General features: G+C 42.9%; 1 protein-coding gene. It reads left to right on the top strand.

The annotated features are described in order from the left end of the window. Nucleotides 1–95: 95 nt before the first annotated feature. Nucleotides 96–331 (top strand): hypothetical protein (locus M3P05_RS20785; protein WP_249702063.1); only part of this gene is annotated, 236 nt, incomplete at its 3' end.

Consider the following 331-nt stretch of genomic DNA (forward strand, 5'->3'; position numbering starts at 1 on the left):
CACGCGGTTTGGAGTTTCAATAAGTTTTCTCCTGCAAAGCAAGAATCAAACGAGAGAAAACCGAGTTCTGTGGAGCTGGCAATAAGGTTTTGAGTTTGCCACGTCGTTTTCCTGTAAGTTCAGCAATTCAACGTGTTTTTCCTGCAAACATTTTCGGGCTGCTTCCCAGTTTTGCCAGCGTAAACTTTGTGCAACCCAGGTTTTGTATGGCTTGCCAGTTCAAGGTTTCATGGCAGGCATTTTTTGCTTTTGTGTGGTGTAAAAATTCGGGTTTCACAAACACCGCTGTTCACTATCCCAAAGCTGGCAATAAAGTTTTTGTGTTTGTTTG

It is taken from the genome of Parendozoicomonas callyspongiae (assembly GCF_023502345.1).
GTDB lineage: Bacteria > Pseudomonadota > Gammaproteobacteria > Pseudomonadales > Endozoicomonadaceae > Sansalvadorimonas > Sansalvadorimonas callyspongiae.